Source organism: Streptomyces buecherae, from assembly GCF_014295035.1.
GTDB classification, from domain to species: domain Bacteria; phylum Actinomycetota; class Actinomycetes; order Streptomycetales; family Streptomycetaceae; genus Streptomyces; species Streptomyces youssoufiensis.
Map to the genome: position 1 here is coordinate 5,012,816 of NZ_CP060404.1, position 24,513 is coordinate 5,037,328.

The 24,513-nt window shown below is 70.2% G+C and carries 22 protein-coding genes, 1 tRNA gene and 3 pseudogenes; 15 read left to right on the forward strand and 11 right to left on the reverse strand.

Annotation, left to right across the window (positions count from 1 at the left end; translation table 11 throughout):
- Window positions 1–632: 632 nt before the first annotated feature.
- The 7 genes from H7H31_RS19640 to H7H31_RS19670 all read left to right on the forward strand — a co-directional run bounded on the left by H7H31_RS19640 (window position 633) and on the right by H7H31_RS19670 (window position 8,721).
- Complete coding sequence (locus tag H7H31_RS19640; protein ID WP_009716930.1) at window positions 633–1,115, forward strand: CarD family transcriptional regulator; 483 nt, start codon at window positions 633–635, stop codon at window positions 1,113–1,115.
- A 776-nt stretch (window positions 1,116–1,891) separates the two neighbouring features.
- Window positions 1,892–2,671: a 2-C-methyl-D-erythritol 4-phosphate cytidylyltransferase gene (gene ispD / locus H7H31_RS19645; RefSeq protein ID WP_187062172.1), complete on the forward strand. Its 780-nt coding sequence runs from the start codon at window positions 1,892–1,894 to the stop codon at window positions 2,669–2,671.
- Entirely contained in the window at window positions 2,661–3,170 is a 510-nt protein-coding gene (ispF, locus tag H7H31_RS19650) for a 2-C-methyl-D-erythritol 2,4-cyclodiphosphate synthase (protein ID WP_176162328.1), read from the forward strand. The genes ispD and ispF overlap by 11 nt, the downstream gene beginning before the upstream one ends.
- A gap of 255 nt (window positions 3,171–3,425) precedes the next feature.
- The gene (locus H7H31_RS19655) at window positions 3,426–3,830 is read left to right on the forward strand and encodes a PPOX class F420-dependent oxidoreductase (protein ID WP_187062173.1); all 405 of its coding nucleotides are present in this window, start codon (window positions 3,426–3,428) and stop codon (window positions 3,828–3,830) included.
- A 170-nt stretch (window positions 3,831–4,000) separates the two neighbouring features.
- A complete protein-coding gene (gene cysS, locus H7H31_RS19660; RefSeq protein WP_187062174.1) occupies window positions 4,001–5,395 on the forward strand; it encodes a cysteine--tRNA ligase in 1,395 nt (464 codons plus the stop codon).
- Between the two features lie 142 nt (window positions 5,396–5,537).
- Window positions 5,538–6,494, forward strand: coding sequence for a 23S rRNA (guanosine(2251)-2'-O)-methyltransferase RlmB (gene rlmB / locus H7H31_RS19665; RefSeq protein ID WP_187062175.1), 957 nt, complete (start codon window positions 5,538–5,540; stop codon window positions 6,492–6,494).
- Between the two features lie 427 nt (window positions 6,495–6,921).
- A complete protein-coding gene (locus H7H31_RS19670) occupies window positions 6,922–8,721 on the forward strand; it encodes a DoxX family protein (protein WP_372455936.1) in 1,800 nt (599 codons plus the stop codon).
- A 190-nt stretch (window positions 8,722–8,911) separates the two neighbouring features.
- Here H7H31_RS19670 and H7H31_RS19675 read toward each other — a convergent pair whose 3' ends face one another.
- The 3 genes from H7H31_RS19675 to H7H31_RS19685 form a co-directional block, all read right to left on the reverse strand.
- Window positions 8,912–9,613 (reverse strand): nucleotidyltransferase family protein, encoded by a 702-nt coding sequence (locus tag H7H31_RS19675; RefSeq protein WP_187062177.1) that lies wholly within the window; start codon window positions 9,611–9,613, stop codon window positions 8,912–8,914.
- A gap of 723 nt (window positions 9,614–10,336) precedes the next feature.
- Window positions 10,337–10,753 (reverse strand): hypothetical protein, encoded by a 417-nt coding sequence (locus tag H7H31_RS19680; protein ID WP_176162323.1) that lies wholly within the window; start codon window positions 10,751–10,753, stop codon window positions 10,337–10,339.
- Window positions 10,754–11,040: 287 nt separating this feature from the next.
- Entirely contained in the window at window positions 11,041–12,177 is a 1,137-nt protein-coding gene (locus H7H31_RS19685; RefSeq protein WP_187059805.1) for an ABC transporter ATP-binding protein, read from the reverse strand.
- 530 nt (window positions 12,178–12,707) lie between these two features.
- On the opposite strand from H7H31_RS19685, the gene H7H31_RS19690 reads away from it, so the two are divergent.
- Window positions 12,708–12,780: transfer RNA gene (locus H7H31_RS19690), tRNA-Thr, on the forward strand.
- Window positions 12,781–12,884: 104 nt separating this feature from the next.
- Here H7H31_RS19690 and H7H31_RS19695 read toward each other — a convergent pair.
- From H7H31_RS19695 to H7H31_RS19715, 5 genes and pseudogenes are all read right to left on the reverse strand, one after another.
- Window positions 12,885–13,635, reverse strand: a pseudogene (locus tag H7H31_RS19695) (tyrosine-type recombinase/integrase); the annotation flags it as partial.
- 40 nt (window positions 13,636–13,675) lie between these two features.
- Window positions 13,676–14,416, reverse strand: a pseudogene (locus H7H31_RS19700) (DUF2637 domain-containing protein); the annotation flags it as partial.
- Between the two features lie 85 nt (window positions 14,417–14,501).
- Window positions 14,502–15,884, reverse strand: a complete 1,383-nt coding sequence (locus tag H7H31_RS19705) for an FtsK/SpoIIIE domain-containing protein (protein WP_187062366.1) — start codon at window positions 15,882–15,884, stop codon at window positions 14,502–14,504.
- Window positions 15,885–15,889: 5 nt separating this feature from the next.
- Window positions 15,890–16,243: an SCO3933 family regulatory protein gene (locus tag H7H31_RS19710; protein WP_187062367.1), complete on the reverse strand. Its 354-nt coding sequence runs from the start codon at window positions 16,241–16,243 to the stop codon at window positions 15,890–15,892.
- A 172-nt stretch (window positions 16,244–16,415) separates the two neighbouring features.
- The gene (locus tag H7H31_RS19715) at window positions 16,416–17,204 is read right to left on the reverse strand and encodes a GntR family transcriptional regulator (protein WP_187062368.1); all 789 of its coding nucleotides are present in this window, start codon (window positions 17,202–17,204) and stop codon (window positions 16,416–16,418) included.
- A gap of 110 nt (window positions 17,205–17,314) precedes the next feature.
- On the opposite strand from H7H31_RS19715, the gene H7H31_RS19720 reads away from it, so the two are divergent.
- From H7H31_RS19720 to H7H31_RS34115, 5 genes and pseudogenes are all read left to right on the forward strand, one after another.
- Entirely contained in the window at window positions 17,315–17,722 is a 408-nt protein-coding gene (locus H7H31_RS19720; protein WP_187062379.1) for an NUDIX hydrolase, read from the forward strand.
- A gap of 100 nt (window positions 17,723–17,822) precedes the next feature.
- Window positions 17,823–18,224 (forward strand): ATP-binding protein, encoded by a 402-nt coding sequence (locus H7H31_RS19725; RefSeq protein WP_332112641.1) that lies wholly within the window; start codon window positions 17,823–17,825, stop codon window positions 18,222–18,224.
- Complete coding sequence (locus H7H31_RS19730) at window positions 18,224–18,526, forward strand: hypothetical protein (RefSeq protein WP_187062370.1); 303 nt, start codon at window positions 18,224–18,226, stop codon at window positions 18,524–18,526. Before H7H31_RS19725 ends, H7H31_RS19730 begins: the two co-directional genes overlap by 1 nt.
- Window positions 18,527–18,986: 460 nt before the next feature.
- Window positions 18,987–19,181, forward strand: a pseudogene (locus tag H7H31_RS35035) (HNH endonuclease); the annotation flags it as partial.
- A 60-nt stretch (window positions 19,182–19,241) separates the two neighbouring features.
- Window positions 19,242–19,658, forward strand: coding sequence for a hypothetical protein (locus tag H7H31_RS34115; RefSeq protein WP_232109968.1), 417 nt, complete (start codon window positions 19,242–19,244; stop codon window positions 19,656–19,658).
- A 114-nt stretch (window positions 19,659–19,772) separates the two neighbouring features.
- Here H7H31_RS34115 and H7H31_RS19740 read toward each other — a convergent pair whose 3' ends face one another.
- Window positions 19,773–20,543 (reverse strand): hypothetical protein, encoded by a 771-nt coding sequence (locus H7H31_RS19740; RefSeq protein WP_187062371.1) that lies wholly within the window; start codon window positions 20,541–20,543, stop codon window positions 19,773–19,775.
- A gap of 105 nt (window positions 20,544–20,648) precedes the next feature.
- Entirely contained in the window at window positions 20,649–21,416 is a 768-nt protein-coding gene (locus H7H31_RS19745; RefSeq protein WP_187062372.1) for a hypothetical protein, read from the reverse strand.
- 430 nt (window positions 21,417–21,846) lie between these two features.
- Between H7H31_RS19745 and H7H31_RS19750 the strand changes: the two genes are divergently transcribed.
- Entirely contained in the window at window positions 21,847–22,272 is a 426-nt protein-coding gene (locus tag H7H31_RS19750; protein ID WP_187062373.1) for a hypothetical protein, read from the forward strand.
- 659 nt (window positions 22,273–22,931) lie between these two features.
- Here the strand turns inward: H7H31_RS19750 and H7H31_RS19755 are convergent.
- Window positions 22,932–23,129 carry a hypothetical protein gene (locus tag H7H31_RS19755; protein ID WP_187062374.1) on the reverse strand — a complete coding sequence of 66 codons (198 nt, stop codon included), beginning with the start codon at window positions 23,127–23,129 and terminating at the stop codon, window positions 22,932–22,934.
- A gap of 904 nt (window positions 23,130–24,033) precedes the next feature.
- Between H7H31_RS19755 and H7H31_RS19760 the strand changes: the two genes are divergently transcribed.
- The gene (locus H7H31_RS19760; protein WP_187089258.1) at window positions 24,034–24,303 is read left to right on the forward strand and encodes a hypothetical protein; all 270 of its coding nucleotides are present in this window, start codon (window positions 24,034–24,036) and stop codon (window positions 24,301–24,303) included.
- The last annotated feature ends 210 nt before the right edge of the window (window positions 24,304–24,513 follow it).

Genomic DNA, 24,513 nt, shown 5'->3' on the forward strand with positions numbered 1-24,513 from the left:
GAGAGCACGCACCCGACCCGCCTCCCGCACCGGGCGGCCCCCTGCCGCGCTCGGGCCGTCGCGCCGAAGCCGGCCCGTTGGGGGTCGGGCACGGCACGCGCCGCCCGCGTACCCCCGCTGACCTCCTCCCGACAGCACCCGCCGCACGGTGAACACGCCTGTGAACAGTCGTTGAACAAGTGCGGGGAGAACGCCCCGCAATCACCGGCGCGCGGACCCCGCGCCGAATATCGGCCGCCGCTCGCCGGGATGAATATCGGCGCGGAATGCAGGCGCTCGGTGACGGTCGCGTGAATTGATCACGAAGGTGATCTACGTGGCCTGATCAATTCGCGGAAACGGCGCGGAGTGGCCGACCCCAGACCGAACGGAGTAGCGGAACTCGCACGCTCAGAGTCCGGCAAACCGGGACGTACGGCCTGTCGAGCGGGGGTGTCGCGGGATGTAACGTGCGCGTTTCCCCCTGCCCGGACAGTGGCTCCCACCTGCGAATTCCCCCTTCCCGGCGCCGCTCGAAGCACGTTCCGAGTGCTGTTGTCAAGCCCCGAGATATGCCCTGACCTGCGAAAACGCCATTCAGAACGGGGCGTTCACGTGTTACTCTGGATAGCCACGGAAGGGGTACCTGTCACATGACGTTCAAGGTTGGCGACACCGTGGTCTATCCCCATCACGGGGCCGCGCTGATCGAGGCCATCGAAACTCGCCAGATCAAAGGCGTGGACAAGACCTACTTGGTGCTGAAGGTCGCCCAGGGCGACTTGACGGTTCGCGTACCAGCGGACAATGCGGAGTTCGTCGGCGTACGCGATGTGGTCGGCCAGGACGGGCTGGACCGGGTCTTCGAGGTGCTGCGCGCACCGTATGCGGAGGAGCCCACGAACTGGTCCCGTCGTTACAAGGCAAACCTGGAGAAGCTCGCGTCCGGCGACGTGATCAAGGTCGCCGAGGTCGTACGCGACCTGTGGCGTCGTGAGCGTGAGCGCGGTCTTTCCGCCGGTGAGAAGCGCATGCTCGCCAAGGCTCGGCAGATCCTGGTGAGCGAACTGGCTCTCGCGGAAAGCACCAACGAAGACAAGGCTGAGGCCCTGCTCGACGAAGTTCTCGCATCCTGAGGACTTTCTGCGAACCCACGGACACGGGGTCGTTGCCGGTGTCCGGGACGTTCTGACGGACGTACACCTGCCGCAGTGCCCGAGTGGCGGTCGCGTCCCGAGGACGCGATCCCCGCGCCGGGCACTGCGGCATTTGTCGTCCGACGTGCACCTGTCGACGCACGCGCGCCGGTGAAGCACGCTTTCACCCAGCTTTACGCAACACGTTTCGGCAGCACGCTTTGGCAGTACAGCGCATCTCGACAGTCCCACGCACCACCACCCGCACGCGTCACCGACGCCTCACGGCGGCCTTGACCGGGTGCGTCTCGCGTTCGCCGGCCACCGCGAGGGCCGGCGGCCACGGCGATGGTCCCGACCCTCCACAGGGGCGGTCCGTCCGGCGGCGCGTCGCCGATCGTTGGGCCGGTCCCGGTGTGTGGGGGCGCGGTGTCGTGGGGCGGGTGTGTCCGGTCTCACGGCGGGTTTGGTCACACGGCGGTGTCCGCCCGAAGCGACACCGTCCGCGAGACGCGCATGCCGATACGCCGCCACCCCGAGAGCCAGGTGGCCCAGGCGGTCGGCGGCGGTCAGGGGCGAGGGGCGGGCAACTGGCAAGTTCTTGCGCTTCGCTTCGCCACACTGTGTGCGGTTACATCACCTGTGCGGCGATTGGTGTGCCGGGCTCGGGCACTGGCTCGACCAGTCGTCACGGAAGGGGCTGATCGGGCCGCTGCGCCCGGCACGCTCTGGCCATACCCAACTCGGCCGAGGAAGCAAACCTGAACGCCAACGCAATGTCCGCAGCAGACCGTGCCGACTCCACCGACACGCGTCCCGTGCGCACCGCCGCCGTCATTCCCGCCGCCGGCCGAGGCGTCCGCCTCGGCCCGGGCGCGCCCAAGGCGCTGCGCGCCCTGAACGGCACGCCCATGTTGGTCCACGCCGTGCGCGCGATGGCCGCCTCGCGCGCCGTCTCGCTCGTGGTCGTCGTCGCGCCGTCGGACGGCGCCACCGAGGTCCGCAGACTGCTCGACGCGCACCCGCTCGCCGAGTCCGTCGCCGAGAAGACCGAGGTCGTCGTCGTCCCCGGCGGCCAGACCCGCCAGGAGTCCGTACGTCTTGGCCTCGCCGTCCTCCCCGATGACGTCACCGTCGTCCTCGTGCACGACGCGGCGCGCCCGCTGGTGCCGGTGGACGTCGTGGACGCGGTGGCCGGCGCGGTGCGCGCCGGCGCGCCGGCCGTGGTTCCCGCGCTGCCGCTGGCGGACACCGTGAAGCAGGTCGAGCCGCGCCCCGGCGGCGAGCCGGAACCGGTCGTCGGCACCCCGGAGCGGGCCAGGCTGCGCGCCGTCCAGACCCCGCAGGGCTTCGACCGGGCCACGCTGGTCGAGGCGCACGAGCGCGTCGAGCTGGCGGGCGAGGGCGCCACCGACGACGCGGGCATGGTCGAGCGCATCGGCCGCGACGTGGTGGTCGTGCCCGGCCACGAGGAGGCGTTCAAGGTGACCCGGCCACTGGACCTGGTCCTGGCCGAGGCCGTACTCGCCCGCAGGAGGGCCAACGATGGGTTCTGAGCCGCCCGCCGAGCAGCCCGCCGTGGTGCTGCCCCAGGTCGGTATCGGCACCGACATCCACGCCTTCGAGGAGGGCCGCGAGCTGTGGTGCGCGGGCCTGCGCTGGGAGGGGGAGGGGCCGGGTCTCGCGGGCCACTCCGACGCGGACGTCGTCGCCCACGCCGCGTGCAACGCCCTGTTCTCCGCCGCCGGCCTCGGCGACCTCGGCGCCCACTTCGGCACCGGCCGCCCCGAGTGGGCCGGCGCCTCGGGCCTGACCCTGCTCACCGAGGCGGCCCGCGTCGTGCGCGCGGCGGGCTTCACCATCGGCAACGTGGCCGTGCAGGTGGTCGGCCCGCGCCCGAAGATCGGCAAGCGGCGCGAGGAGGCCCAGGAGGTGCTGTCCGCGGCGGTCGGCGCCCCCGTCTCCGTCTCCGGCGCGACCACCGACGGCCTGGGCTTCACCGGCCGCGGCGAGGGCCTGGCCGCGATCGCCACGGCCCTGGTCGTACGCCGCTGAGCCGCGCCGCCGAGCGCCCACCCGGGGTGGTGAGGTGACGCACCCGGGTCACCGCCCCCGCGCGTGCCCGGCGGCGCGCGCCGAACCGGGCCCGCCCGCGGCCGAGCCGATGCCAGTCGCGCTGCTCCGTACGGATCACGCCCGCGTCGGGAATGCGGGTGGGCCCGAGGCTGTTGGGTACCCATCGAGGAACTCGCTCCGTGATCCACTGCCGGGCGGCACCGCCGGGCGATCGACGTGACGGAAGGACCCACCGTGTCAGCCGTACTCTCCGACGACCTCAAGCGCGTCCTCGACGGGCCGGTCTTCGTGACCATCGCGACCATCCAGCCCGACGGGAGCCCGCAGCTCTCGGTGGTCTGGGTCAAGCGCGACGGGGACGACCTGCTGATCTCCACCACCGTCGGCCGCCGCAAGGAGAAGAACCTCGCCGCCGACCCCAGGGTGACCGTGCTGGTCAACCCGGCGGACGCGCCGTACACCTACGCCGAGATCCGCGGCACCGCCACCGTCGGCACCGAGGGCGGCCAGGAGCTGATCGACGAGCTGTCGCTGAAGTACACCGGCAAGACGTACGCCGAGTTCAACCCGCGCAGCGGGGAGGACGCGGAGCGCGTCGTGATCCGGGTGACGCCGCGCAAGGTCGTCGGCCGGCTCTGACGCCGGCCGGGCCGCCGCCCGCCCGCGTCGCCACCGCGTTCACCGCACCCCCGCCGCCCGCGCCGCACGGCGCGCCGTGACCTGGCCGAAGCGCGCCGAGTATCACGCTTCGGTGTCCGGGCGGCCCCGGGGGTCGCGGGGCACTGCCCTGTTCCGACTACCCTTGTGGCGTGACCATTCGCCTGTACGACACCAGTGCCCGGCAGACCCGTGACTTCACCCCGCTGACGCCGGGCTGTGTCTCGATCTACCTCTGTGGCGCGACCGTGCAGGCCGCACCGCACATCGGGCACATCAGGTCGGGCCTCAACTTCGACATCATGCGCCGCTGGTTCACCTACCGCGGCTACGACGTGACGTTCATCCGCAACGTCACCGACATCGACGACAAGATTCTGGTCAAGGCCGCCGAGAGCGGCGAGCCGTGGTGGTCCATCGGCTATCGCAACGAGCGCGCGTTCAACGACGCGTACGAGGCGATCGGCTGCCTGCCGCCCACCTACGAGCCGCGCGCGACCGGGCACGTCCCGGAAATGATCGAGATGATGAGCGGTCTGATCGAGCGCGGTCACGCGTACGCCGTCGACGGCAACGTCTACTTCGACGTGCGGTCCTTCCCGGAGTATCTCCAGTTGTCCAACCAGGAGTTGGACAACCTGCCGAACGCCGGCGACGTCGGCGCCGGCAAGCGCGACGGGCGCGACTTCGCGATGTGGAAGGCGGCCAAGCCCGGCGAGCCGAGCTGGCCCACGCCCTGGGGCCGCGGCCGACCCGGCTGGCACCTGGAGTGCTCGGCGATGGCGCACAAGTACCTGGGCCGCCGCTTCGACATCCACGGCGGCGGCATCGACCTGATCTTCCCGCACCACGAGAACGAGATCGCGCAGGCCAAGGCGTACGGCGACGGCTTCGCCGACTACTGGGTGCACAACGCCTGGGTGACCATGAGCGGCGAGAAGATGAGCAAGTCGCTCGGCAACTCGGTGCTCGTCTCCGAGATGGTCAAGCGCTGGCGCCCCATCGTGCTCCGCTACTACCTGGGCACCCCGCACTACCGGTCGATGATCGAGTACAGCGAGGAGGCCCTGCGCGAGGCCGAGTCCGCGTTCGCGCGGATCGAGGGCTTCGTCCAGCGCGTGGTCGAGAAGGCCGGCCCGGTCGAGCCCGCCGCCGAGGTGCCGCCGGCCTTCGCGGAGGCGATGGACGACGACCTCGGCGTCCCGCAGGCCCTCGCGATCATCCACACCACGGTCCGGCAGGGGAACTCGGCGCTGACCGCCGACGACAAGGAGTCCGCGGTCGCCCGGCTCGCCGAGGTGCGCGCCATGCTCGGGCTGCTCGGCCTCGACCCGCTGGACGAGCGCTGGTCCTCGGGTGGCGAGCGCGGCGAGGACCTGCACGGCGTGGTGGACTCGCTGGTACGCCTCGTACTGGAGCAGCGACAGGCCGCGCGCACCCGCAAGGACTACGGCACGGCGGACGCCATCCGCGACCAGCTCCAGCAGTCCGGGCTGGTGATTGAGGACACTCCGTCCGGCCCGCGCTGGGAGCTGGGACCCCGCTGAGCTGGGCGGACAGCAGGACGGGCAGCCACGCCGGAACGGCTCGGTGTGCCGCGCGGTACGCCGGGCGGCACACTTTCCGTAACATCGACTTTTTTGCTGAGCAGTACGGGCTGAGCAGTGAGCAGTAAGAGACAGGTGACCTATGGCCGGTAACAGCCAGCGCAGGAACCGCCGCACGTCCAACAAGAAGGGCGCGACGGTCGGCAGCGGCGGCAAGCGGCGCCGGGGCTTGGAGGGCAAGGGCCCGACCCCGCCCGCCGAGATGCGCAAGGGACACGTCAAGCAGCGCGCGGCCAACGCCAAGGTGCGCCAGGCGTCCAAGCGGCCCGCGCCGCGCCGCGGCGGTCCCAAGGGCACCAACGAGCTGGTCGTGGGCCGCAACTCCGTCTTCGAGGCGCTGCGCGACGGCGTGCCGGCCAGCGCGCTGTACGTACAGCAGTTCATCGACAGCGACGAGCGGGTGCGCGACGCGCTGCGGCTGGCGACCGAGCGCGGCGGCATCAACCTCATGGAGGCCCCGCGCCCCGAGCTGGACCGGATGACCAACGGGCTCAACCACCAGGGCCTGGTGCTCCAGGTCCCGCCGTACGACTACGCGCACCCCGAGGACCTGGCCGCCGAGGCGTTCGACGCCGGCGAGGACCCGCTGATCGTCGCCCTCGACGGGGTCACCGACCCGCGCAACCTCGGCGCGGTCGTCCGCTCCGTCTGCGCGTTCGGCGGGCACGGCGTGGTCGTGCCCGAGCGGCGCGCGGCCGGCATGACGGCCGGCGCGTGGAAGACGTCGGCCGGCACGGCGGCGCGCACCCCCGTCGCCCGCGCCACCAACCTGACGCGCGCGCTGGAGGCGTACCAGAAGGCCGGCATCACGGTCGTCGGTCTGGCCGCCGACGGCGAGCAGGAGCTGGGCGACGTCGAGGCGCTGGACGGCCCGCTCGTCGTGGTGGTCGGCAGCGAGGGCAAGGGTCTGTCGCGCCTGGTCAGCGAGACCTGTGATGTGCGGGTACGCATCGCCATGCCGGGCGGCGCGGAGTCCCTGAACGCGGGCGTCGCGGCCGGCGTGGTGCTGTACGAGGCGGCTCGCCGCCGCCGTCGCTGAACCGCCGCGCGTCGGCCCGCGCCGCGCCGGTTCGCGGCGGTGGGCCGGGCCGCTGGCGCGCTCTCCGGTGCCGCCGCGCACCGTAGGGTGCCGTGCCGCCTTCCGGCCGGGCCAGCCACCGCGCCCCCGACACCCGCCGGCGCACGCCCCTGGGCACCGCCGCGCCGCACGGGGCCCGGTCGCGTCCGGGCGGCCCGTGGGAGGCGAGGGGCGCGGCTCGTTTCGCGGGGCGTGGCGGGCCGCCGGGCGGCGCTGGCCTGCGCTTGGGGGAGACGACGGCGGGCTTGACGGGTCTCGGACAGTTTCGAGGCGGTCAAGGCAGTGTCTTAACCGGGGGTCACTCGGTTAGATGAGCGTGGACACCAGAACACCCCGCACACCTCCGGGGGGACGCTCACCGGGATTCGACGACGAGCCGCGCCTGAACATGGCGAAGGTTCCGAGCGACCCCGCGCAGGTCGTCGTCGCGCACGCGAGTTTCCGCGTGCAGCTCGCGACCCCCGTCAAGAGCAGCGCGCTCGTGGAGACGGCGCGGATGGCCGCGCTCGCCGGGGCTGGTGCCGGCCTGGGGACGCGCCCGGCGCGGCGCAGAGCCCCGGTGGTGTGGAGCGGCCGTACGAGCCCGGGCGACGGCGCGGCGACCCAACTCCTGCAGGCCGTACGACAGTCCGAGGCCAGCCTCGCCGCCACCGCGACGACCGGCGCCACGCGCACCGTGCGCCCGCCGAGCCCCACCGCCGGCGCCGCGACCACCCCGTACGGCGAACCCGAGGGGCCCGGCGGTCCCGGCAGTGACGTGGGCGCCACCCAGGTGCTGCCGCGCGTCGCCGTCGGAGAGCCCGAACCCCCCGCCCAGGCCCTGGTCATCGGGCCCCGCACGCCGTACAACGACGAGACACCGCCGGGCGGCACGCGGTACACGCGCGGCCGGTTCGACGGCAGCCCGGACGCCGGCCCGCCGGACGACGACCTCGACACCGGCCAACACACCACCGTGATCGGCCCCGTCGCCGGCGACGACGACGGCACGGCGCGGTGGCACTCCGCGGCGTACGCCGCCGACGAGGCGGACACCGGCCCCGCCGGCGAGTCGCGGCGCGCGGCGCGCGGGCGGCGCAACCCCGACACCGTGCGCCACGCGTACTACCCCGGGCGCCGGATGAACCTGGGCGTCGTGCTGCTCCCGCTGCGCGTCTTCCTCGGCTTCATCTCGATCTACGCGGGCATGGGCAAGCTCTGCGACCCGGTGTACTTCGACGGCGGCGAGCGCGGGTCCATGGTGATCTGGCTGCAGTCGCTGCACCCGTGGGACGTGGCCTCCCCGCTGCGTGACTTCGCGCTCGAACACCCCGTGGGCGCCGGCCTGACCATCGCGTTCGCGCAGGTCGTGGTCGGGGTGCTGACCGTCTTCGGGCTGTGGCAGCGGCTCGCCGCCTCGGTCGGGGCGCTGCTGTCGGCCGCGCTGCTGGTGACGGTGAGCTGGCGGACCGTGGCGGCGTACGACGCGCCCGACATCATCTACCTCGCCGCGTGGAGCCCGCTGATCATCGCCGGGGCGCCGGTCTACTCGATGGACGCCCGGCTCGCGGGCGAGGCGTGGCGGCGGCTCGGGCCGCGCGTCGAGGTCCGCGACCTGCGCCGCCGGGTGCTGCGCCGTGGCTCGGTGCTGGCGGCCGTGATCACCGGTCTGACGCTGCTGATCGGCTCGATGCTGGGCGGCGCGGTGCGCTCCTCGGACACCGTGCGGGTGCCAGGACCGAGCGAGCCGCCGACCAACCACCTGCCCGGCAAGACGCTGCCGGGCACGCCCGAGGCGAGCAAGTCGCCGGGCACTCGGAGCCCGGAGGACAAGCGGAGCGGTTCGCCGTCCGCGGGCGGCGGCACGCCGAGCCCCGCCTCGTCGGCCCCCAGCGCGGCGAGCACGCCGGGCGTCACCGAGCCGCAGCCGGCCCCCGGCGGCCTGACCGCGGGGCCGAGCCAGCCCCGGGTACGCCAGCAGCGGCAACAGAGCCAGGTCGGCGGCGGCCAGACCAGCAGCCAGACCTCGGGTGCCCAGACCGCCCCGCAGGCGCAGCCGGAGGCCCCGCAGTCCGCGCCCCAGCAGCAGCGGCAGGCCCCGCCCCCCGCCAGCGACAGCGACCTCGACAGCGACTCCGACAGCACCAGCGGCGGCGGCACGAGCGGCGGCCTGCGCCGCGAGGGCGCCCTCGGCGGCCTGCTCGGCTGACCATCCGGCGTACGGGCCCTCCGCGGCCCGTACGCCTCCTCGTACAGCAGCGGCGTCCCACCGGGGCGCCGCTGCTGCCGTTGGCGGGCGCGCGGGCGTACGGGCGCCGTGGAGCCGCCGGGGCCCGCCATCGGTCGGAGCCCGCGCGGCCGTCACACGACACCCCGCGCCTTGGTGAGCCGGGTCCGGCTCAGCCCTTGTCCGCCGGGCCGCCGGTGGCCAGTTCCTTCGCGGCCTCCGTGAGGTCCTTGGCGGTGTCGATGGCGCGCCAGTACGCGCCGTGCGGCAGCGGGTAGCCCGCCAGCCGGCGCTCGCGGGCGAGGCGGGGGAAGGTGGTCCGCTCGTGGTCGCCGCGGTCGGGCAGCAGGTTGGTGAAGTCGGCGGAGAACACGTAGACACCGGCGTTGATCAGGTAGGGCGACGGCGGCGCCTCGATGAAGTCGAGGACGTGCCCGAACTCGTCGGTCTCCACCGCGCCCCACGGGATACGCGGCCTGGCCAGCGCGAGGGTGGCCGCCGCGTCGCGCTCGTGGTGGAAGCCCGCCATCTCGCGCAGCGAGAACCGGGTCCAGATGTCGCCGTTGGTGGCGTACCAGGGCCGGTCCGGGTCGGGGAGCGAGGCGGCGGCGTACTTGAGGCCGCCGCCGCGACCGAGCGGCTCGTTCTCGACGACCGTGGTGACGCGGAGCGGGAGATCGGCGCTGGCCAGCCAGTCCTCAAGGACCTCGGCGAGGTGGCCGCAGGAGACGACGGCATCCGTCACGCCCTCGGTGGCCAGCCAGTTGAGCTGGTGGCCGATGATCGGGGTCCCGGTGCCGGGGATCTCGACCATCGGCTTGGGGCGGTCATCGGTGTACGGGCGCAGCCGCGAGCCCTGGCCGCCGGCGAGGATGACGGCCTGGGTCGGGGCGGCGGAGTCCGCGACGGGGCGCGGGGCGCGCTCGGGCGCCGCGGCGGGGGGGCGGGGAGCCCGCGGCCACGGAGGGGCCCGTGGCGGCGCCGCTGCGGGCGCCTGGGGTGGCGGCGCGCGCGGGCCCGCCGGGTGCCGGCCGCCGATGGGGCGCGTCGGGGCCGGCGGGGGTCGTGGGACGGATGGGATCGTCGGTCATGGTCCGCACGATAAGTGCTGGCCGGCGCGGACGCCGACCAGACGCCGGACCTCGCATGCTGACGCGCGTGCCGCCGCGTGCCGCCGCGTGCCGCCGCGTGCCGCCGCGTGCCGCCGCGTGCCGCCGCGTGCCGCCGCGTGCCGCCGCGTGCCGCCGCGTGCCGCCGCGTGCCGCCGCGTGCCGCCGCGTGCCGCCGCGTGCCGCCGCGTGCCGCCGCGTGCGGCGGTCCGTACGGCGGGCCCGGACCGCCGTACGGACCGGCTCGCACGGGTCAGTTCGTACGGGCCGGCTCGTACGGCGCTCGCACCCGCCCGGTCCGACCTCGTCCGGTCCGACCTCGTCCGGTCCGGGCCTCGGACGGCGGCCCGGACCTCGGACGAGGCGGCACGCCTCGGGCGGAGGGTCGCACCTCGGACGTGGGGTCACGCCTCAGCGGTGGGCCGAGGGGCGGGCCGGTGGCCGGACGTCGGGTGGTGACCCGCTGTCGGGCCCGCGTCGGCCGGGGCTCAGTTGGCCTGCGCGACGCCGGAGGCGAACGACGTGTCGCACACGGGCCGGGAGAAGGCGTGGGCGCGGTGGGCGGCGCCGCCGTACTTGGCGACCGCCGCGCGGCCGAGCGCCCGCGCGATGGAGGCGCAGTGCCGGGCGAGCGAGGGACGCTCCGTGATGGCCTCCTGGAGGCCCGTGAGGGCCACGCCCGGGTCCTTCTCCTGGAGTTCGGAGAGGAGTTGGTCGCGCAGCACCTCGTGCTGGGCGCGGTGGCCGGCCTGGCTGGAGGCGTTCTTGGAGGAGGCGGTGAGCACCGAGTCCCCGGAGTTCCCGGCCCACGGCACGGCGGTGACCGCCAGGGTGCCGGAGAGGATGAGAACGACGGGGAGGACGAAGGCGAGGGTTCTGCCGATACGGCGGGCGGCCTGGTTCATGCCCGCGATCGTAGCGAGCAGTGATGATTTGGCGACATTTAGTCACTCTGTTGAGGGATGACATGGCATCCACATGCGATTCGCGTGTTGACGCACACGGCTCGAAATGCCTGTTCTGCGGGGATTTCGCAACGACAACGCCGCGCATCCGCGATGCGGCAGATGCGCGGCGCGCGTTGGCTACCCGTGCCCAACGCCTCCGTCATCCCCCGGCTCCTCGTCCGGGAATCCGCCCGTACGGGGGTGGTTGGGCGATCCCGGGAGGGGGGAGGGACGGCGGCGGGGCGTCAGTCGGTGAGGCGCTCGCCGGTGGAGGTTGCGAAGACGTGGGTCTCGCCGGGGCGCGGGACGACGTGGAGCACGGCGCCCTTCTCCGGCACCTGGCGGCCGTTGACGCGGACGACGAGGTCCTTGGTCGAGCCGCCGACCTCGGCGCTGCCGTAGACGTAACCGTCGGCGCCGAGTTCCTCGACCACGTTGACGGTGACCGGGAGCCCGGCCGGGGCGTCGCTGCTCTCCTTGGTCAGGGTCTTGGCGGCGCCGCCGTTCTGCTCGACGATGTCGAAGTGCTCCGGGCGGACGCCGACGGTGACGGTCTTGTCGCCCTTGTCGGCCGCGGCGGCCAGCGCCTCGCGGCTGACGGGGACGACGCTGTTGCCGAACTTCACGCCGCCGTCGGCGATCGGGACCTCGACCAGGTTCATGGCGGGCGAGCCGATGAAGCCCGCGACGAACAGGTTGGCCGGGCGGTCGTACATGTTCCGCGGCGAGTCGACCTGCTGCAGCAGCCCGTCCTTGAGCACCGCGACCCGGTCACCCATGGTCAGGGCCTCGACCTGGTCGTGGGTGACGTACACGGTGGTGATCCCGAGCCGCCGCTGGAGGCTGGCGATCTGGGTACGGGTCTGCACGCGGAGCTTGGCGTCCAGGTTGGACAGCGGCTCGTCCATGAGGAAGACCTGCGGCTCACGCACGATCGCGCGGCCCATCGCGACGCGCTGCCGCTGACCACCGGAGAGCGCCTTGGGCTTGCGGCTCAGGTACTCGGTGAGGTCGAGCATCTTCGCCGCGTCCTCGACCTTGGCCCGGATCTCGCTTTTGCTGACGCCCGCGATCTTGAGGGCGAAGCCCATGTTGTCGGCGACGGTCATGTGCGGGTAGAGCGCGTAGTTCTGGAACACCATGGCGATGTCCCGGTCCTTCGGCGGCAGGTGGGTGACGTCCCGGTTGCCGATGCGGATGGCGCCGCCGTTGACGTCCTCGAGCCCCGCGAGCATCCGGAGCGAGGTGGACTTGCCACAGCCGGAGGGGCCGACCAGGACGAGGAACTCGCCGTCCTGGATGTCGATCTCCAACTGGTCGACGGCGGGCTTGTCGGAACCCGGGTAGATCCGGGTCGCCTTGTCGTACGTGACCGAAGCCATGGTGCATCTCCTTCACCGGCAGGAACGTGCCGGACGATCCGAGTAAAGGTCGAGCGGAGCCTTCCGCACGCCGACGAAGACGGGGAAGGGGTCTAGTCCACTGACCAGACTTGCCGTGACGGTACCTGGCCAGGGGCCCCGTGTCAGTAGCCACCGCCGGAGAAGTTTCAGGTGGTGGGGACGGGTGGGTGTGCTGGGTGGAGGTGTCTGGAGGGCCGGCTGGTGGGGGTGGGTGCGGTTGGTGGGTGTGATGGGTGGGGGCGGGCGCAGGCGGTGGGTGGTGGGTGGTGGGTGGGTTTGGTTCGGGTGTGCTGGGTGGGCGGTGGGTGGTGGGTTCGTGGGGGGTGGCTGGGGTGGGTGACTGGGGGTTCGGTGGTGGGGCGGGGTGCGGCGCGCGGCCACGGGCGGGTGCGGGGTGGGTGCGGGCGGGCGTGTGTGGGCGGGGGCTCGGGCTCGGGTTGGTCGGTCCGCGGGTCTGGGGAAATCGCGGCGGGGGCACGCCGTGGGCGTGGGTACACTGCTGGGGACGCGCCGACTTAGCTCAGTTGGTAGAGCACCGCTCTTGTAAAGCGAAGGTCGTCGGTTCGAACCCGACAGTCGGCTCTGTGCGCTGACCAGCGCGAAACGCCCCGGACCGTGGGTCGGTCCGGGGCGTTTGCCGTGCGTTGACATCCACGATTGACATCAACGTGGCTGAACGGCCCTGGTCAGGCGTGGCCGTCAGGGCGACCGGGGCGACGCTTCAACAGCCGGTCCATGTGGTTGATGGCCTCGCGCTGCGTGTCCTGTGTGACGTGCGTGTACACGTCCATGGTCATGCTGATCTGGCTGTGGCCAAGGATCTCCATCAGCACGCGGGGCGCCACGCCGGCGGCGGTGAGCAGGGTCGCGCATCCGTGACGGGCGTCGTGCAACCGGATCGGGCGGAGGCCGGCGGTGGCGGTGAGCCGGGAGAACGAACGGTTGAGGTTCCGGGGCTCCACCGGACGGCCCGTACGCGTGGTGAAGACCAGCCCGGCCGGGTCAGGCTTCCCGGCCTGCCGCAGCCGGTGCCAGCGCAGGGCGGCCAGGCAGATGAGCGGCAGCGGCACCGGACGGGCCTTCCCCGTCTTGGTGGTGCCCTGGTGCAGCTCTCCGCCGATGCGCTGCACCTGGTTGCTGACTCATGAACCGCTGGTTCAGGTCCACGTCCGACCAGCGCAGCCCCAGCACCTCACCACGCCGTAGGCCCATGGCGATGGCGAGCACGAACGCCGCGTACAGCGGGTCGCGGCGAGCCGCTTCGAGGAACGTCAGCGTCTCGTCCAGCGTCCATGGCGTCAGGTCCCGGCTGATCACTTTCGGTGCCTCCACGAGAGCGGCGACGTTGCGCGTGACGAGTTCTTCCCGGCGGGCCGAGGTGAGCGCGGTCCGCAGGACGCGGTGGGCTCCCTTGGCCGTCGCCGCGCTCCTCCTGCGGGGCACATCGGCAGGAACGTGCGGCGGACCGGGCCGATGCGGCCAGGGGCGCGAGGACGCCGAGGCGGGCGCGCAGGGTGTCGCGGTCGATGGGCGAGCCGGTACGGGCGTGGTGGTCGGCGGCGAGCTTGCGGGCGTGGTTGACCAGGGCGGGCGGCGGATTGGCCGAGGGAGGCGAAGTCGTCTGCGCAGGCGCCTGGTTGACAACGCGGCGCTGTGGAACCGGCTCGTGCTGCACGTGCGGCTGCTCAACGTTGTCGCTATGGTTGGCCTGCTCTCCTCCCGTGACTGGGCGCCCAGTCGCGTCGGGCGGCGGGTTTCGAGTGGTCCGGCGACCGCGCCAGCCTGTCGCTTCTCGCGGGGGGTCTGCCTCATGGCAGGCGGTCGCCGGTCTTGTCCGACGGCTGTGTCCGAAGCCGGGTCGTGGGCCAGCAACGTCCCGCCGAGGAAGGCCACCGCCGGCCACCCGGCGACGAGGATGCGCAGCCAGGCGGGTACGTCGCCCAGGTCGAGCAGGCCGGCGGTGGCGATGTTGGCGCCCAGCGACGCGGCCAGCGATCAGGAACCAGCACCAGCCCGCCGTCCTGGCCGAGCCCTCCCCCGTTCGCAGGCGTCGCCAGGCCGCGACCATCAGCAGGTCCACGGAGACCGGGTAGGCCCAGGCTTTCCAGCCGTGTTGGCCACCCGCCGAGGCCAGGTCGTGCAGGTGGGCGAAGGACAGCGCGGCGGCGATGACCGCCTGTACGAGCACCGCGTCGATCCGCGCCAGGTGAGCGCGCACGAGCAGCCTCCTCACGGGATTCGGGCATGGCGGGGTAGGGACGTGGCGTACGGATCGGGTACGGCGAACGGGCAGCGAGCGAACGTCAGTCGGCGGCGGGGAGCGGCTTGAGCAGCGTCGCCGGAGCGCTTACCGGTGAGGCGGGTACGCGGGGCCGGAAGGCTTTGAGCGCGGGCAGGTCGGGCGCCAGGTGGGCGAAGTCGCGGCAGGTGGCGGCGGCATTCATGAGCGGGAGGTACGGGGTGCGGATGCGGGTCCAGCCGCCGGAGGTGTCTCCGGCAACGGCGAGGCCCGGCATGTTCGGCGGGATGGCGCAGGCCGCGCCGACCGCTTCGGGGGCGATGTCGCCGAGTGCCATTTTGGCGGACGCCTCGTCGTTGACGCGATGGCAGACGCGCCCAGTCAACTGGGCCCGCAGCATCGTGGCACCCTTGCCCAGTTCGGCACCGAAGCGCTGCCCGCACACCTCCAGGTAGATGCCGGCGGCACGGCCGAGTTGGGCGAGGCGGATGAGCTGGGTGACCATCTCGTCTCGCCGTTCCTCGTCCTTGCGGGTGGCGACGAGGAAGAGTTCCGCCACCTCGTCCACCAACAGCACGACGGGAACGGGGCGTTCGTCCTCCGGCAGGCCCCAGATGTCGGAGGTGATCTCCTCGTCCGGGGTGGTGGGGGCGATGCCCTGTCGGGCCTTGATCAGGTCGTAGCGGTCCTCCATCAGGTCGATGAGGGCGGGCAGCAACTCGCCGGCCTGCGCCGGGTCGGTGGCCAGCGCGGACAGGCGCGGGGCGAACGGGGCCAGTTCGACGCCGCGCTTGCAGTCGATGCCGACCAGCGCGACCGGTTGCCGGGCCAGGCCAGCGATCAGGTGGCGCAGGAACATGGACTTCCCCGACAGCGTCGCGCCGAGCGTGAGCCCGTGCGGAACGGCCCGGTAGTCCCGTACGAACGGCGTCGCGTCCTCCCGCAGCGCCACCGGCACCGACAGCAGGCCACCGTCACCAGCCTCGCGCGGCATGCGGACCTTGCGCAGCACGTCGTAACCGACCAACCGCAACTCCACCACGCCCGGCCGCACCGTCGAGACGTACACCGCGTGCACGCCCCAGGCGTGGCGCAGTCGTTCGGCGGAGGCGGCGACATCCGCCGGTTCCTGGCCCGGGGCCAGGCGCAGCCGCAACCGTAAGCCGGTCGTGGACGGGCGGAGCATGCCCCGCCGGGGCGGGACGGGTCGTACCTCGCGGCGGGTGAGCGTGTGCGTGGCCCAGGCGCGCAGCCGCGAGGGCGGTACGGCCAGCCCACAGGCGTCCATGACCGATCCGTACGAGGCCAGCAGGCGCACGGCAGAGACCGGCAGGCCCATCGTCGACCAGTACGCGGCCGGGTGCTTGGCCCGGAGGTAGGCGGCGCCACCGACCGACGCGGCTACCGGCCCGCCCACCTCCATCAGGGTCGTCGTCACGTCGGCCATGGAGCTCAGGCCGCCTCGTGCGCGCTCAGAGCGGCGGCGGGGGCGATGGCGTCGGCCCGGAAGGCGATGCCGTGCCGCTGCTGGCCGTTGAACACGCTCTCCCAGGGGCGCGCCACCAGCCCGATCAGCGTCACGGGCGCACCGAGCGTCAGCCCGTCCGTGACCCCGCTCTCCGGCACGGTGACCTGCACCAGGGACGATTCCCCGCCCGCGATGTAGACCACGCCGAGCTTCATCAGCGCCTCACCGCTGACCGCGTCCTTGGCGATCTCACCGGTCTGCCGGTCCTTGACCTTCGGCTCCGGCGCCTCGGTCAGCAGGATCGTGGCGCCGGTCGTCTCGACTCGTATGGAACGCAACCGTTCTCTCCTCACGTACACAAGGGCATCTAGTTGTCTAGATGAGTGACGGGACTCGAACCCGCGATAGTGGGCCCGGCCATCACTGTGCCACACGACTTACCCACTCGTCTATACGAGTATGCGTGATTGGGTGTACGAGTCAGGAGGGGCGGCAGGGGGCCAGCGCGCGTCAGGTGGCGGGGAGTTGATAGGCCAACACGTACGCGTCGGCGGCCATCACGGTGTCGCACACCTCCACCGCGCGCCCGTCGGCGTCGTACGCGGTCCGCACGAGGTGGATGACGGGAACGCCGGAGGCCAGTCGGAGGGTGCGCACCTCGGCCGGGGTGGGCATGCGGGCGCGGATCTCCTCGTCGAAGTGGTCGAGGCGGTGGCCCATCTCCTCCAGCCGGGCGTAGATGCCGCCGGGGCCGGGGTTGGGCTGGGCGATGGGGGTGTTGCGGGCCAGGTCCAGCGGCAGGTAGGAGGTGGCGAACTCCACCGGTCGGCCATCGAGCAGATAGCGACGGCGGCGGGCCAGGACCTTGCGGGGGGAGCCGAGCCGGGCGGAGATGTCGGGCGAGGGCCGCTCCTCCTTCACCTCCAGGCCGTCCACCTCGGGACGACTGCCCGCGGCTTCCGCCTCCACCGTGAACGCCGACTTGCCCTGCTCGCGGTGGCGCCGCGCGAACCGGTCGGAAGCCAGCCGCCGCACCGGAGGCCGGGGCCGCACGAAGACGCCCTTGCCGTGCTCGGACACGGCCAGTCCCTCCTGCTGCAACAGCGACAGCGCGTTGCGGACGGTCATCCGCGAGACCCCGAAGTGATCCACCAGTTCCGTCTCCGACGGCAGCTTGTCGCCCTCCCGGAAGCGGCCCTTGTCGATCGCTTCGCGGAGCTGGTCGGCGATCTGGCGGAAGACCGCACGGTCGCTGGTCGGGTCCAGCGCGCCCAGGAGGCCCGAGGCGAGAGGAGGCATGATGCGTACTCCTTTAGGTATCTAGACGAGCGGCTGACCCGTGTTGCTACGGTGGAGAGCCTAGTCAGCCGAGAGGGCAGAGCAACGTGAGCACTGACCGCCCGCACTCCGTGAGCGTCGCCGGAGTCATCGTGGACGACGCGGGACGAGCTCTGCTGATCAAGCGGCGGGACAACGGTAAGTGGGAACCGCCCGGCGGCGTGCTCGAACGCGAAGAAACGATCTCCGACGCGCTGCAACGCGAAGTCCTCGAAGAAACCGGTATCAAGATCGCGCTTCCGGCGACCCTGACCGGCGTCTACAAGAACATGACCGGGTTGATCGTTTCCCTGGTCTTCCGGTGCGAGGCGATCGACGGCACCCCGACCACCGGAGCGGAAACCCGGGCACTGCGCTGGGCCACCCGCGAAGAGGTCTCCGAGCTGGCCGACGAGGCATACGCGATCCGCGTCCTCGACGCACTCGACAACGCTTCCCCGCCAGCCATCCGCGCTCACGACGGCGTACGACTCGTCTAGCACGAACCCACCGCACATGGCCGCCTACCAGCATGGAGGAACTTGTATGGACGAGTATATGAGTGAACCACGAGTGTGGGGCCGTATCTGCTCATGTTCCGTGGAGGAGATCCCCCGCGCCCGCCAGTGGACCCGCGAGATCCTGCGCGACCATCCCTGCCTCGCCGACGCCGAACTGGTCGTCAGCGAACTGACCACCAACGCCCTCACCCACACCGACAGCGGCTCCCACCTCGGCGTCTTCCACATCTCGCTCACGCTCTCGCGCGCGGGGGTCAGCATCTCGGTCACCGACGCCGGCAGCATCACGGCCCCCCACCGCGCGGGGGCGACGGCTGGCGCCACTCGCGGCCGTGGCCTGGAGATCGTCACGATCCTGGCCCACCGCCTCCACGTCACCGGCAACGCGTACGGCCGCACCGTCACCGCCGAACTGGCCACACCGACGTTGGGTGAGCACGAGGACGATCACGCACCCATGACCCGCGAGGCGACCCGGTGATGACGAAGCCCACCCCGAACGACGACGGCGACCAGGACCAGCGCCACCGGTACGAACTCACCACCACGATGAACTGGGTCATCCGCACCTGCCAGGGCATCGTCCGCAACAACAGCCACAAGACGTTCTGGACCCCGGCCGGAAGCGTCGAAGACCGGTCATCCACCGACCACCTGATCCGCTCCGCTCGCGAGGACGTGCTGAACCGGCTCCAGGCCCAACTGCGCGGAACGCAAAGCATCCTGGCCGCCATCGAGCGCGAACGCGCCGCGCGCCAGCACGAGCCGGGGGAGGGTGAGTAACAACCTTCTCTACAGGTTCAAGGCGGCTCGCTCCGCTCCCCGCACGCGGCCCGGCCCCCGGCCGGGCCTGCGCTCCTGTCTCCGCCCCGCTCCAGCCCGGCCGGTGTCCGTGCCGCGCGTGCATGGATGAGTCGAACCCCGCGAGGCGAGTCCCGACCCGGAGCCACCACGGTCAGAACGATGCCTCCGGCGGGGGATCGGCCGGCACCGGGGGAAGGGGGCGCCGTCGCCGAGTGCGGGCGCGTCGTGGTGCGCGTGGAGCTCCCATCCCGTCCACCGCCGACCCAGGCAGAGCCGAGCAGACACGGCACCGGGCATCCAGGTCGTTCGTACAGTGGCGCGCTCCACCTGGACGCCCGGCACCGCGCCCGCTCCACGGTGTGTGGGTTGACGGCGGACGGGATGGGAGTTGGGGGCTTGCTGTTGAAAGGTAGGCCTTCTGTCAGTGCATATGATTAACATGCTTGGCGTGGCAACGTCGAGACCGAAAATTCCGAGCGAGCTACGCCGACGAGTACTCATTGAAGCTGGCCATCGCTGCGCGATTCCGACTTGTAAGTCTACGCCTGTCGAGATTGCGCACATTATCCCGTGGGCGAAAACGCGAAAGCATGAGTTCAAAAATCTAATTGCGCTATGCCCGACGTGTCACACCCGTTTCGATGACCCGCATGGCCCTATAGATCGAAAGGCCATGCGTCGATACAAGGCGAACTTGAATTCCCTCCTGACGGTCAACCTTGTCAATCGAAACGGGCAAGCCAAGCTGCTTGCTGCTTACCAGGAGCTGAGGGAGAGGCTCGCGGAGTGGCTTCCGGCCGAGGTGGAGTATGCGGAAATCAAGTCTCGTCGATCTTCAACACGCGAGAAAATCGAAAAAGGGAAGTCGGATGCAGTGAATAAGCTCGCATGGGCGATCGGCGCTGCAGCCGACTTTCAATCGGCCTGGGGTGATTCAGAAGTTTCTGATTTGGCTGGAGCAATCTTTTACCATGTGGTCGACTGGTGTGATGAAATCGAGGAAGCACCGTTCCCTCTTCCGGCAGACTTGAAGCGGCGGGATATTTTGGAGGAAATTTCAGAAGCTTCGACAGACCTTCATCTGATGATATGTGAAGAGCTTTCGATGTAGAGCATGCCACCCCAAATGAACGGTTGGGCATATGGGTAACAACCCAGCCTACTTGGGCATTGAGACTCTGCCACCCTCTCGGCTGCTGCGCCACCCACCACAGCCCTTAACCGCCTAGAAGTCAGGTAGCTTATCCCGTCGATACAATCGGGCCTTACGGTAGACATAGAACGGATCTGCATCCGACAAATTCCATTCCCACCGATACATCACACCGATGTACCCCACCGTCATGGAACTTGAAAACATCACCAACCGCCCTTTTGACCGGCTTACCGCTCCCGTCATAGGGCCGAATCCCTCACCGATTATCCAATCCTCGCTCTTCCGCGAGCCCTTATGCAGCTCCCAGAGTGCTGAATCTTTGTACATCACCATGTGCACACTCGGGACTCGATTGGCCCCATTCAGAAAGTCGACGAACTCCGGAGGGACTGGGTAGCCATCATGCTCAACACGACAACCGATCTGCTTCACAAAGTATCGAGCGAGATTGAGTGCCTGCGTGGACCAATCATCGCCATAGATGCGCTTCATGTCGACATACCGGGAGCGATGGAGGCGCCGCCCATGGCTCCACAAGTAGTCAACGAAGCCGTCATAGGCAAAGCCGAAGGGCTGACTCCTAGCATTATTGCACGAAGCGCAGAGATTTGCTCGAAATCTCACATGCTGGGACTTCTTGATGGAGCGAATCTCCCGGCGGAACTCGCCACCCACCCATACTAGATTCCCTTCAGAGCCTTGAGAAAGTCGCTTCAAGTTCTTTAGCTTGAACTTATGCTCTTGCGAGTCTGCGACTGCTCCGCACCACCAGCAGAGTCCAGTCGGGGCCACCTTGTACGCATCGAGGTCATCGCCTTGCAGGAAGTCGTTATCGCTCACGGCGCCTCCGGTGATCTGAAACAAGGACCGGGCAACCCTCTACGGTATTGTGAGCTTACAATCTACGAGATTCGCTCGCATTAGCATTTGCAGCATGGGCCAGTGTTAGTCGAACCTTCGTGTCGTCATCCCGAAGTAGTCCATGGAGAATTTTAGAAATTCCAGTCGTGAATCCTGATCTGCTACTTCTGCGCGAACGAGATACCTGCCTCTTCCTGCCCTCTCTATGGGGAGCATCTGGATGGAGTCTGGTTGGCGAGGTGCGGGATTTTCGAGTGTGTTCAGCTTGATCCATCCGTCGATCTGACTGTCTGAGAGGAGTTCTGGCGTGAAATCTCCGAACAGAGTGACGGCCAAGGGGCTGTAGTCGATGGAAAAAGATCCAGAGCTCTCATTCCAGGAGAAGTCGTAGCTGTCGAGAGGCGAGAGATAGTCGATGGTTCCCTTCAGGAACCACCAGCAAACTTCCCGATAGTCTTCGCACTCGTCCAAAGTAGGCGGCTCTGCCCCATCGTGCTCAACTGCGTTGCGTAGCCGTCGGAGGCGGCGGAGCGTACGTTGAAGGATTACGCCCCAATTTTCGAGGAGGCCAAGGCGGCCGAAATTTTTCGACTCGGGATACTGGCTGAAGTCATATATCGAGTTCAGGTGTTCCAGTCGCGCGTCAACGGCGCGCTTGAGGGCTAGGACGGCGTCGATCCGGTCGTAGTCGCCGTGATGATTAGAGAGACGATATGCCGCATGGTTGAAAGAGGCTTCGGCTCGCGAGATCATTGCTCGATCGTAATCGTTAATACCGTTTTTTCCGTGGCCGCTCTCGGTGAATTCGTGCAGGCCGTTTTCCATCCACCAGTCTGACTTGATGCTCTCCATGTGGTCATGCTAACGGTACCTGCGGCGAGGCTAAACCAAATATGCCGTCTGTTTGACCCGACATGAAGGTTGTGGCCGCCGAAGCGTCGTGAGCGCTCCTTCGAACGTATGGCAGCTGTCGGAGGGGGCTGTCGGTCGAGGAAGTGGGCTCGCTTCCCGGGGGCGACCCCTGGGCTCCCCCTGGGCCATCCGGCGCTCCCCGAGGTCACTCGGCGACGACCGCCAGTGACAGTCGACAACGCAGTCAGTAGCGAACCCCCGGTCACAGTCCCCCGACCAAACGGGTTACCGCTCAAGCCTGGGCCCAGGCAAGATGGGGTGTTTCTCGCCGTGACCTGGAGCAGCAGTGATTAGCCCATCGAGCGATTGTGGGCACTACGCCGGCACTGTACGTTCCCGCTCACGGATCGATGTAGCGCAGGGAGCGGGGATGTCTGGATACGGCCGCGCGGACAGTGAGTGGGACGAGCTGGTACATGTCGGTCATGACTTTCTCGTCGAGCGAGCAAAGCGGGGCAAGCTCACCTCGTACACCGAGCTCAACGTGACTCTGGCCAGGCGAACAGGTTGCCGTCCCTTCGGCTTCGAGCGTGTTGACGAGCGAGCCGCGATGGGGCATCTGCTCGGACTGATCGTGGAACGAGACCAGGAGATCGCCCCCTCAAACCCGCCTCTCATGCTCTCGGCCCTGGTGAACTACCTGGGTGCCAACGACGCTGGCTCTGGCTTCTATCAGTTGGCCAAGGAGCTCCAGCTTCTACCCATGAGCGCATCGGCAGATGAGAAGTTCGGCTTAAGGGTCAAGCAAGTGAAGCAGCTCTATGAACGCCATGGAGCTGGCCCAGCGGTGGCCTGAGATCAAGCACCCGGAGTGTCTAACTGCGTGATAACGCCGGCAAACAGCGGCGGACACCTGCACACATCTGCGGACCATCGCAGCAGGTAAGAGGCGCACCGGCCCCTGGTCGAGCGCCCACCCACATTGCTTCGGGACGAAGCGGTCGCTCCGGTAGGGCGCCCTATACGACCGACGAGGCTCCCCGACCTGTCCGGAGTGCAGCCAGCCCATGAAGTCCGGCCGCCTTGTCCTCGTCAAATGGGAGGACGACGGCCGGCGAACCTGCCGGTCGCTGTGGCGGTGTGCCGATCGGCATAGCTGGTGGAGGTGGGCAGACCGGCCGGACGAACCATTGGAGGTCTGCCCGGTCCCGGGTCTGTTCCGCTGACATCCAACGTTGACATCAACGAGCACGGACAGCAGCGACAACCAGCGGCCAGGTACGGCGCCAGTGCGCGAGGTGATGCCCCACCGTGCCGGGCCCGGAGGCGGCTGCGCGCTCACCGCCCGCAACGGCCACGCGCTGGCCCGGGAGCGGCTACGCGCCGGCTCAGGCCGGCCCGACCCGGCCCGGCTCGGCGCCGGCCTGGTGCTCGTGAGCGTGGCGGTCGTACGGGCGCGGAGCCCTGGCGGGAGGCGTCGGGTGGCGGGCGGAGAGGGAGAGGGCCGGGCGAGGGTCAGGGGCGCGAGCCTTGGTCGTCGTCGGGCTCCTGCTCGTAGTCGTCGGGGGTGATGTTGGCCTCGTCCATCGCCTCGCGCAGGGTTCGGCCCGTCGCGCCGGGGGTTTGCTCTTCGTCCTTCTGGTGCGTGTCCGGGTCGCCGAGCACGTCGTCCGTCTTCGAGGTCTTGCGGCGGCTCTCCTCGGGAGTCGTCATCGTCCCTCCGTTCGTGGGGGTGTGCTGGTGGTGTGGTGTGTGCCGCTTGTCCGGGTTCGAGTGGTTGGCGGGTACCCCGGGGGCGGCTGAGCACACGGGGGAGCGTGGTGCGTTTGTCGGCCTTGCGGTGTGGGCACCCGGGCCCAGCGAATCCGTGGGGTTGGCGCGCGGGGGTGTGGTGCGAGCAGTCGCTCGCGATAGTCGTGAGGCAGTCCGCGCGGGAAGTAGAGGCGCGTCGGGCGACACGGCGACTCACCGAAGGATGGTGGCCGGGGCGGGCGGCGCCGCAGGTCACCTCGGAGCCGGCCCCCGCCGCCCGCAGCCCCTTCGGCGACGCCCCGCCGATTCCAGCCGCCCCTTCGGCGGCGCCACGTGCCGCCGTCGGCCGGGCGGGAACCCGGGGCGGTGGTACCACCACCCTCGACGCGAGGAGGACGAACGACGATGAGCGAAGCGAACCGCAGCGACCTTCCGCTGCCCGACTACGACGGGCTCCCCCTCGGGGAACTCCAGCACCGCATCCGCGCCCTGGACGCGACGGAGTTGCGGACTCTGCTGGCGTACGAGCGGGACCACGGGCAACGTACCGCCGTGGTCGAACTGCTCACCACGCGGCTGGAGCAGTTGGCGTCCGGGGCCGAGCCGACGGGGGCCGACCCCGCGCGCCGCGTCCGCAGGCGCCGCCGCGGCGCGCGGGTTCGCCCGTGTCGCCGGCCACGTCGACCGAGCCCATCCACCCACCGCCGCATGGCACGCCGGAGCAGCACGGAAAGCCGAAGGGCAACCGGGCGGTGTGACCCGCCGGGCGGGGTGAAGCGTTCCGTTTGTCGTCGGCCGCGCGCCGGGCGTAGGTGTCGACGGGCGGGCCAACTCCAGTGTCAGTGGGCCCGGTTAGCCTCGCGGTATGAGTGAACGATGCATGCATGACATGGTCGTTGGGCAGTGCGTGGACTGCGCGCCCGCTCCCGAGGGGCTCGTGAAGCACGTCTTCGTGACGGCGGGGGGTTCGGTCTTCCATCGCTCGTCGGGGTGCAAGGCCCTGCGGGAGGGGCAGCACTACGCGCTTCGCCTGGGCATGGAGAACCACCCCCCGCGCCGCGTCGTGCTGGCCGAGGCGCGGGGGGAGGGGCGAGGGGCCTGCGCCTACTGCTTCTGGGACTACCGACCCACGTGACGTGGGCCTGACACAGGTTGCGGGGCGGACGACGTTCGAGACGCCGGCGGCCACCTGTTGAAGCGGGGAAGAGGCCATCCACTGCGGTGCGGGGCGGTGGTGGGGCCCGCGCGCTCTGACGGGGGAGGTGGCATGGCGCGGCGGAGGGTGCGTGGGCAAGTGGGTGGCTGCTCGCGCACGCGCCCTCGCCTGTGCGACCCAGGAGTGAAG